This window comes from Flavobacterium soyangense (assembly GCF_015277675.1).
GTDB classification, from domain to species: Bacteria; Bacteroidota; Bacteroidia; order Flavobacteriales; family Flavobacteriaceae; genus Flavobacterium; species Flavobacterium soyangense.
In genome coordinates, this window is record NZ_JADHEC010000058.1 from 1 (window position 1) to 9852 (window position 9852).

The 9852-nt window shown below is 34.2% G+C and carries 8 protein-coding genes; 4 read left to right on the forward strand and 4 right to left on the reverse strand.

Annotated features, from left to right (window positions below):
* Positions 1–144 precede the first annotated feature (144 nt).
* Positions 145–534 carry an SPOR domain-containing protein gene (locus tag IR213_RS15525; protein WP_194313209.1) on the forward strand — a complete coding sequence of 130 codons (390 nt, stop codon included), beginning with the start codon at positions 145–147 and terminating at the stop codon, positions 532–534.
* A 100-nt stretch (positions 535–634) separates the two neighbouring features.
* Here the strand turns inward: IR213_RS15525 and IR213_RS15530 are convergent, their stop codons facing one another.
* The 4 genes from IR213_RS15530 to rimP form a co-directional block, all read right to left on the reverse strand.
* Positions 635–814 (reverse strand): hypothetical protein, encoded by a 180-nt coding sequence (locus IR213_RS15530; protein WP_194313210.1) that lies wholly within the window; start codon positions 812–814, stop codon positions 635–637.
* 82 nt (positions 815–896) lie between these two features.
* Positions 897–3779 carry a translation initiation factor IF-2 gene (infB, locus tag IR213_RS15535; RefSeq protein WP_194313211.1) on the reverse strand — a complete coding sequence of 961 codons (2883 nt, stop codon included), beginning with the start codon at positions 3777–3779 and terminating at the stop codon, positions 897–899.
* Between the two features lie 95 nt (positions 3780–3874).
* Positions 3875–5128 carry a transcription termination factor NusA gene (gene nusA / locus IR213_RS15540; protein WP_194313212.1) on the reverse strand — a complete coding sequence of 418 codons (1254 nt, stop codon included), beginning with the start codon at positions 5126–5128 and terminating at the stop codon, positions 3875–3877.
* A 13-nt stretch (positions 5129–5141) separates the two neighbouring features.
* Complete coding sequence (rimP, locus tag IR213_RS15545; protein ID WP_194313213.1) at positions 5142–5606, reverse strand: ribosome assembly cofactor RimP; 465 nt, start codon at positions 5604–5606, stop codon at positions 5142–5144.
* 179 nt (positions 5607–5785) lie between these two features.
* On the opposite strand from rimP, the gene IR213_RS15550 reads away from it, so the two are divergent.
* The 3 genes from IR213_RS15550 to IR213_RS15560 all read left to right on the forward strand — a co-directional run bounded on the left by IR213_RS15550 (position 5786) and on the right by IR213_RS15560 (position 9751).
* Positions 5786–6610 carry a universal stress protein gene (locus tag IR213_RS15550; RefSeq protein WP_194313214.1) on the forward strand — a complete coding sequence of 275 codons (825 nt, stop codon included), beginning with the start codon at positions 5786–5788 and terminating at the stop codon, positions 6608–6610.
* Between the two features lie 313 nt (positions 6611–6923).
* Positions 6924–8318, forward strand: a complete 1395-nt coding sequence (locus tag IR213_RS15555) for a site-specific integrase (RefSeq protein ID WP_194313215.1) — start codon at positions 6924–6926, stop codon at positions 8316–8318.
* Between the two features lie 44 nt (positions 8319–8362).
* Entirely contained in the window at positions 8363–9751 is a 1389-nt protein-coding gene (locus tag IR213_RS15560) for an N-6 DNA methylase (protein ID WP_194313216.1), read from the forward strand.
* Positions 9752–9852: the final 101 nt, after the last annotated feature.

Here is a 9852-nt window from a genome sequence, read left to right on the forward strand (position 1 = left end):
TTATATTTGACATGGATATTGTTTGTTTTGCGACTTCAAGATACTGAATTTCAGTGTCTTGAGCAATATCTAATTAATATTTTTTACTTCAAATAATTACACCCAACGGGTTAAATATTACTTTTGCGTTTAAACAATCACATTATGAGAATTCTACCAATCAGAAAATTCGTTTTCTACTCCTTTTTATTAAGCGTTTCGACTTCCTATATAATTGCACAAAATCAAAATAGCGGCCTTAGTCAAGACCCAAAATTTGAACAATTGTTAAATGAAAAAAGAAAGATAAATGCTTCACTTACCGTAAACGAGTCCTATAAAATTCAAATTTATACTGGCGGAAGCGAAAATGCCAAAAAAGCTCTGAACGAGTTCAGACAAGAATTTAGTGATATTGATGCCACAATAGTTTTTAACACTCCTAATTATAAGGTTTGGGTTGGTAATTTCAGAACCCGCATCGAAGCCGAAAGGAATTTAGCAGATATTAAAGACAGATACAAAAATGTACTTTTGATAAAACCGAGTAGGTAGCGTTTATTTTGACCACATTGCTACAAAAAAGCAACTCACTTAGGGCTGCTTTTTTGTTGATTATATTATTATTTGTGCTCATCTACTATCCTACTATTTATTAAAAGTGTAATCCACCAAAAATAATCATTAAACCCAGAAAAACAGAAACTACTCCAAAAGTGCAACCTTGAAAATTAACAATAGAAGAAATACCAATATTTTTTGGTCTTTTTGAAACAAACCAAATCACCGCTATTCCAAAAAGAATAAATAAAACTCCAATCGCAATGTCTTTCATTTTTCCGTTTTTCAAATAATCAAGCTAATTTAAACAAAAAAAATCCCGATTGCTCGGGATTTCTTATAAATAGTTTGAAATTTTATTTCAATTTCTTTTTGATAGCTACTTCATGGTACGATTCAATAATATCTCTTTCTTCGATATCATTATATCCTTTCACTTGAATACCACAATCGTATCCTTTAGCCACTTCTCTTACATCATCTTTAAATCGCTTCAATGCTAACAGTTCACCTGTAAAGACAACAACACCGTCTCTAATGATTCTCATTTTGGCATTTTTAACAATTTTACCATCCATTACCATACTTCCTGCGATAGAACCCACTTTAGAGATTTTGAATATCTCACGGATTTCGGCAGTTCCCAGAATTTCTTCTTTCATTTCAGGAGCAAGCATTCCTTCCATTGCATCTTTCAAGTCGTCGATTGCGGCATAGATGATGGAATAGTAACGGATGTCGATTTCTTCTTTGTCAGCCAATTGTCTTGCATTTCCAGCAGGACGAACATTAAATCCAATAATAATAGCGTCAGAAGCAGAAGCCAACATTACGTCAGTTTCAGTAATTGCTCCAACACCTTTATGTATGATATTGATTTGAATTTCTTCGGTAGATAATTTAGAGAACGAATCAGACAAAGCTTCAACAGAACCATCCACGTCACCTTTAAGAATGATGTTCAATTCTTTAAATTGACCCAATGCAATTCTACGTCCAATTTCATCCAAAGTAATATGTCGTTGTGTACGAACCGATTGTTCACGCATTAACTGAGAACGTTTCGAAGCAATCTGTTTGGCTTCTTTTTCGTCTTCAAAAACGTTAAACTTATCACCCGCAGTTGCAGCGCCATCTAATCCCAATACTGATACCGGAGTCGAAGGACCTGCTACGGTCACAATATTTCCTCTTTCGTCGTGCATGGCTTTAATTTTACCATGATGTTTTCCAGCCAACATATAATCCCCAATCTTTAAGGTTCCGTGTTGTACTAATATAGTAGAGACGTAACCTTTTCCTTTATCTAAAAATGCTTCCACAACAGTTCCCTGTGCTGCTTTATTTGGATTGGATTTTAAATCCAAAATTTCCGCTTCTAATAAAACTTTTTCTAATAAATCTTTAACTCCCGTTCCAACTTTCGCCGAAATATCGTGAGATTGAATTTTTCCACCCCAATCTTCAACAAGTAAATTCATACCTGCTAATTTTTCTTTGATTTTTTCAGGATTTGCATTTGGCTTATCAATTTTATTGATTGCAAATATAATTGGGACTCCAGCTGCCTGAGCGTGTGAAATTGCCTCTTTAGTTTGTGGCATAATATCATCATCAGCTGCAACAACAATAATTGCAATATCCGTAACCTGAGCACCACGAGCACGCATTGCGGTAAACGCTTCGTGACCCGGTGTGTCAAGGAAAGCTATTTTTTGACCATCTTCCAAAGTCACTCCATAAGCACCAATATGCTGTGTTATTCCTCCAGATTCACCAGCGATAACATTTTCTTTACGAATATAATCCAGTAAAGAAGTTTTACCGTGATCGACGTGTCCCATTACGGTTACGATAGGCGCTCTGAAAACTAAATCTTCTTCTTTGTCAGGAACAACTTGGATGGCTTCTTCAATATCTACCGTTATAAATTCAACTTCATATCCAAATTCGTCCGCAACGATAGTCAATGTTTCTGCGTCAAGGCGCTGATTCATGGTAACCATTATTCCAAGTGACATACAAGTTCCAATAACTTTAGTAATTGGCACATCCATCATAATGGCAATTTCACCAACAGTAACAAACTCGGTAACTTTAATAGTTTTACTTCCTTCGTCTAATGCTCTTTGCTCGTCATCTGATTTTTGACGGTGCGTATCTCTTTTATCTCTTCTATATTTAGCTGCTTTCGATTTACCACCTTTTCCTTGAAGCTTCTCTAAAGTCTCTCTAATTTGATTTTTAACTTCCTCTTCTGTTGGCTCAACTTTAGCAACAATTGCAGGTCTTGCACCTTTTACAAAACCAGGTCTTGCCCCTCTGTTAGCGTTAAATCCTCCGCCTCCAGCATTTGGAGTAATTTTATTGGGGTTTGGCGCACCCGGAACTCCAGGAGTTGCAGGTGGTCTTGGCGCACCAGGTTTAGGAGCAATCCTTTTTCTTTTATTTTTATTGGCATTACTAGCTGCACTTCCTGGGGCACCAGGTGCTCCGGGTTTGTTTGGAGTAATTTTAGGTTCCTCTTTTTTCTTTTTAGGCTTATTAAACTGAGATAAATCGATAGTTTGACCTGTCAATGTTGCTCCGGAAAGTTTTGTGTATTTAGTTGTGATAGACTCTTCAACTGGAGCTGCTGGAACTACAGGTAATTCTTTTTTAGCTGGAGCAACTTCTTTTTTGATTTCCTTTATTTCAACAACAGGCTTAAACTCTTTTTTTTCTGAAACCACTTTTTCCAGTACTGGTTCTTCTTTTTGAACAGCTTCATTTAAGACAGGCTTTTCTTGAGGAACTTTAGCAACTGGAGTTTCAATTTTTTCAACAATTGGCGTGAGTGCTGGTGCAGGTGCAGGAGTTGCAACGACTTTTTTAGGATTAAGATCAATGTTTCCTACGTGAACTGGTCCGGTAACGTTGCCTTTAGCTTTAATAACCTCTTGGCTTTTTAGCCGTTCTTCATCATGTTTACGCTTGTCTTCGATTTCTTTTTCTCGTTCAACACGCAAAGCTTCTTTCTCTTTTCTTTTCTCTTCTCCTACTTCTTTTGAAGCTTCTTTATTCCCCTTGTCGCCAGCAAATTGATTTTGCAGGATATTAAATTCTGCTTCAGAAATTTTTGTGTTTGGGTTTGATTCAACAACAATACCCTTATCTTTTAGATAATCCACAGCTCTTTCTAAAGAAATATTCAATTCCCTTAAAACTTTGTTTATTCTAATAACTTTCTCTTCAGACATAAAACCTTTTTAATATTACCTTCTTTATTGTTCCTCACACTAACTCTCTGCCGGAGAGGAAAAATAAGGTTAAAATTTATTTTTTGAAGAATTGACTAGCTATCAAATTCTTCTTTTAGTATTCTCATTACGTCCAGAATCGTTTCCTCTTCTAGGTCAGTTCTTCTAACCAAATCATTAACATCTTGTTTCAAAATACTTTTTGCTGTATCCAATCCAATTTTTGCAAACTCTTCAATTACCCAGCCTTCAATTTCATCTGAAAACTCTGTCAATTCAACATCATCTTCATCTGCGGCAGCACCGGCAACATCTCCTTCACGAATAACGTCAAGTTCATAACCAGTTAATTGACCTGCCAATTTAATGTTGTGTCCACCTCTACCAATTGCTTTAGAAACCTCTTCTAATTTCAAGAAAACCTCAGCTCTTTTTGTATCTTCATTAATCTTGATAGACGAAACTTTTGCTGGACTTAATGCTCTTGTAATATACAATTGAATATTGCTGGTGTAATTGATAACATCAATGTTTTCGTTTCCTAACTCACGAACAATTCCGTGAATACGAGAACCTTTCATTCCTACACAAGCGCCAACAGGGTCAATCCTATCATCATAAGAATCAACAGCTACTTTTGCTTTTTCGCCTGGAATTCTAACTACATTTTTTACCATAATCAATCCGTCGAAAACCTCAGGAATTTCTTGTTCGAATAATTTTTCCAAGAACTTTTCAGAAGTTCTGGACATAATTATTTGAGGTTTATTTCCTTTTAATTCAACGCTTTCAATGATTCCACGCACATTATCTCCTTTACGGAAAAAGTCAGAAGGAATTTGTTTTTCTTTTGGCAAAATGATTTCATTTCCTTCATCGTCAATCAAAATAACAACTCTCGGACGAACATGATGCACTTCGGCAGTATAAATTTCGCCAATTAAATCTTTAAATTGTTTGTAAAGATTTGTATTGTCGTGTTCGTGAATTTTAGAAATCAAGTTTTGGCGTAAAGCCAAAATAGCTCTTCTTCCTAAATCAATCAATTTCACTTCTTCTGAAACTTCTTCGCCAATTTCGAAATCAGGTTCGATTTTACGAGCATCTGTAAGGGAAATCTCTAAATGGTCTAAATCTACATCATCATCAGCAACAATAACCCTTCTTTGCCATATTTCCATATCACCTTTGTCAGGGTTAATGATAATATCAAAATTATCATCTGAACCAAATTTTTTCTTCAATGCATTTCTGAATACATCTTCTAATATCGCCATAAGCGTTACACGATCAATAAGTTTGTCATCTTTAAACTCTGAAAATGAATCGATTAATGCTAAATTTTCCATGCCAACTAATTAATTAAAATGTTACTGTAACAATTGCTTCTTTTATTTCTATGTAAGGTATTTCTTGTCTTTTTTGAACTGTTTCTTTCCCTTTTCCAATTTTTTTTTGTTCTCTTGCTTTCCACGACAAAATTATAAAATTATCATTAGCTTCAACTAATTCTGCTTCAATAGTTTCAGTTGCTAATTTCACTATTAATGTTCTGCCAACGTTTTTTTTGTATTGTCTTACAAATTTTAATGGCGATCCAACTCCTACCGAAGCTACTTCTAAATAAAAATCTTGCTCTTCTCTGTCTAAATTATTCTCAATTGCACGACTAATATCAATGCAATCCTGCAAAGCCACTCCACTATCTCCATCTAAACTCACGATAATTTTAAAATTATCGGTAATAGTCAAATCTATTAGAAAAACAGAAAGTTTCTCTGATAATGCCTCAACTAATACTCCGTTTACCTTTTCTTTAAATGTCATATTTTATAAAAAGAGGCACGCTATGCGTGCCTCATTATCTAGTTTTTTAATAAATAACTGTGCAAATATAGTGTTTTTTTTATAAATCAAAAATGATTGTTTTATGTTAAAAAAATTTGTAAATTTAATCTCCCAAATATTATGTCCAGTTTGTCAAATAATTTGAAACTTTTTTAGTTATGAAACGGATTTTAATACCAATTGATTTCTCTGAATATTCAGAAGAAGCGCTAAAAGTAGCGGCACAAATTGCCCGAAAGAACAACAGTGAACTCGTTTTGTTGCACTTATTGGAATTACCTCTCCAAGCAAACGCCTTGACGGGAAGCGGCAGTAGCATTCCCGAAATTATGTTTTTTAAAAACAAGGCAATTGCCAAGCTGGAAGAATTAATGGATGCAGACTATTTAAAAGGAATTAATGTGTCAGAAGCCATTGAGTTTAAAAAAGTATCAGAAGGCATTATTGACGCCAGTATAAAAAATGATGTAAATTTAATTGTCATGGGTTCTCACGGAACATCCGGATTTAAAGAATTACTTGTTGGTTCCAATACTGAAAAAGTTGTTCGCTTCTCTAACGTTCCTGTTTTAGTTATTAAAAAAAAGGCAAAAGAATTTAAAGCAAGGAATTTTGTCTTTGCTTCAGATTTCTCAAAAGAAACCAGAAAGCCTTTCAGGAAAATGATTGAAATTGCAAAAATTTTCGATTCAAATTTGTTTTTAGTAATGATTTGCACGCTCAATAGTTTTAAAACAACCGCTGCTGCCGAAAGAATTATGAGTGATTTCATTGCTGATTTTGATATCAAAAACTACTCTACTCACATATATAATGACATCAATATAGAAAACGGAATTATTAATTTTGCCAATAGTGTAGATGCTGATTTAATAGGAATATGCACTCACGGCAGAACTGGACTGGCTCACTTTTTTAATGGAAGTATCGGTGAAAACCTAGTAAATCATGCAGCAAAACCTGTAATAACTTTCAAAATGTGATTTATGTCCGAAGAAAACATCACTAAACTAAGGCGAAACTAGTTGTGTTTTAGCCAAAAATTCCATTAAATGACAATAAAACGTTTTCCTATACAATTTTGCATAAAAAAACCTCTCAAATATTGAGAGGTTTTTTGTTGGTCTACAAGGACTATTCCCCAAACACCTCATCAAACTTCAAAAAGTACCTAAACCCCCTGTAATATAAGCCTTAAAAGAACCCTTCTTTTTACATCACCTCAAAAAACTTTGTAAAACATCAACTAATAGCATACTTTTACTACGTGATTTACTACGTTGTAAAATTAAAACCATGAAACAAGCTACCCATTTTTTCAATTTAGAAGCCAAAAAAAACAAATCTGGAGAACAATTGATTTTATTTAATTTGTCTTATGGCTTTAAAACTTATAATTCAAAAACAAATAATTTCAGATATGAACCTTTAAGAATATCAACTAAATGGAGCATAAATAAGGAATATTGGATTGACAAACCAACATACAGAGCAAATCAATCATTTGTTAGGAAATATGGGAAAGACTTAAATAACGTATTGGATAAAATTGAAAGAATATCCTACGAGCAGCTTTCATTTTTCAGGAATACATTTGAGAAAGAACCTACAATCGAAGAATTAAAACAACTAGTTTTCGAAAAACTAGGTAGGACAAAAAAAGAAAACAATGCTATAAATATAGCAGATTACACTGAAAAATTAATACTTAAAAGAACAAAGTTATCCAATACTTCAAGTGAGTTTTGGGGAACAACAACAGGAAACCAATATCAGGCAATTGCTAATCGATTGAGAAAATATGAATCCGAAAAAAACATTAATCTGACATTTGGCGAAATAACTGAGGAAATATACTGGGACTATTTTAAAACCATTAACGATGTTCATAAAGTTGATAATGGGGAATACTACACACAAACTACGGTTAATAAAGAATTTAGGTCTGTAAGAGCAATTTTCAACTGTGCAAAAGAAGAAAATATTGATATTAATTTAGCATACTCAAAAAAGAGTTTAAAGATTCCTTCTAGCCCATCTTCATACGAAACCTACCTTACAGAGGAGCAGTTAAACACAATTATTAACACTGATACAAGTCACTCAAAAGAATTTGAACATGCTCGAAACTACATAATCCTATCGTCATTTACGGGTTTAAGAATTGGTGACATGGTACACTTACACGAGGTGAAGCCAGAAACAATAACTTACAAATCTAAAAAATACCACTGCTTTACTACCAAGATTAGAAAATCAAGAGAAAACACTCAAGAACTAATCACTACTATCCCAATATTACAACCCGTAAAAAAGATTTTAGAATCAAACGGAAATGGATTTCCAAAATTTACTTCTGAACCTAACATTAGAAAAGTAATAAGAAAATTTCTAACCCATTTAAAATTTGAAAATGAAGTTATAACTAAAACTAAGTATTACCTAGTTAACGAGGTTAAAACTGAAAGCAAAAAACAATACGAATTATTTAGCCCTCATGACTGCCGTGGAACCTTTATAACTAACCTAAAACAATTAGGCATACAAAACGACACCATCGAGCCAATCACACACCCGAAGATAAAAAACAAATCCGTATTGGATGGCTATGACAAATCTTCGCTGATTGACAATGCGGTTAAACTAATAAACCAAATTAATCCAAAAAAATCAACCCTTTTCAAATATTGAAAAAAATATCCTACTTTAGTAAAATAAATTTGACTCTCAAATAAATGACAATTCAACAATATCTTACCAAAATTGAAACGCTTTACAAAACTGGAAACGCAAGGGAACATTCCTATCGTGGCGACCTTCAAAACCTTATTATGGCAATTTTACCAGACGTTCTGGTGACGAATGAACCTGCAAGAGTTGATTGTGGTGCACCTGATTATGTTCTGACCCGTAAGGATGTTCCGATTGGATATATTGAAGCTAAAGACATAGGAATTGATTTAGGAAGCAAAACCCTAAAAGAACAGTTTGACCGATATAAGTCAGGACTATCCAATTTAATTTTTACCGATTATTTAGACTTTCATTTTTACAAAGACGGTGAGTTTGTAACCAAAATAGCTATTGCAAAAATTGAGAACAATTCAATTATACCTATACCCGAAAGTTTTAATCAGTTCTCCGAACTGATCAAAAATTTCGCATTAACCGTTTCTCAAACCATCAAATCACCAACCTCTTTGGCTCGTATGATGGCGGGTAAGGCTAAACTGATGGCTGATGTTATCGAGAAGTCATTGAATTTTGACGACCAAGAAGGGAAACGCTCCACCATCAAATCACAAATGCTTTCGTTTCAACAAATGTTGATACACGATATAGATAACAAATCATTTGCCGACATTTACTCTCAAACCATAGCTTATGGAATGTTTGCAGCTCGTTACCACGACCCAACTTTGCCGACCTTTTCTCGTATTGAAGCTTCCCAATTAATTCCTAAAAGCAACCCATTTTTACGCAAGTTGTTTCAAGATATTGCAGGGTATGATTTAGATATAAGATTAACTTGGATAGTAGATGAATTGGTTAATATTTTCCTAGCATCGGATGTGGCAACCATTATGAAAAACTTTGGTAAAAGCACCAAACAGGAAGACCCTGTGGTTCACTTTTATGAAACTTTTCTGGGTGAATACAATCCCGCTTTGCGAAAAGCTCGTGGGGTTTGGTACACACCACAACCTGTGGTTAATTTTATAGTTCGTGCCGTTGATGATATTCTAAAAACCGAATTCGATTTGCCACAAGGTTTGGCTGACACCAGTAAAATAAAAATCAAAAAAACGGGTTTTACAAAAGCAACAGCCGACAAACGTTCCAAGATTAAAGAAGTTGAGGTCGAACACGAAGTTCACAAAGTTCAAATATTAGACCCAGCAACAGGAACAGGAACATTTCTTGCCGAAGTGGTGAAACACATTCACAAGAAATTTGAGGGACAACAGGGGATTTGGAGTAAATATGTAACCAATGACCTTATTCCACGATTGAATGGTTTTGAGTTGTTGATGGCGAGTTATGCAATGGCTCATTTGAAAATGGATATGTTACTCACCGAAACAGGGTATAAACCCACAGACGACCAACGTCAAACTGTCTAAAAACCTTCCTTTCCAATGTTTATTCTTTTGTATTAAAAATCGTTCAAAATATTTGGATAACTCCTTAGTTTTCTTTATCTTTAAGCAAGTATTTATCGCTT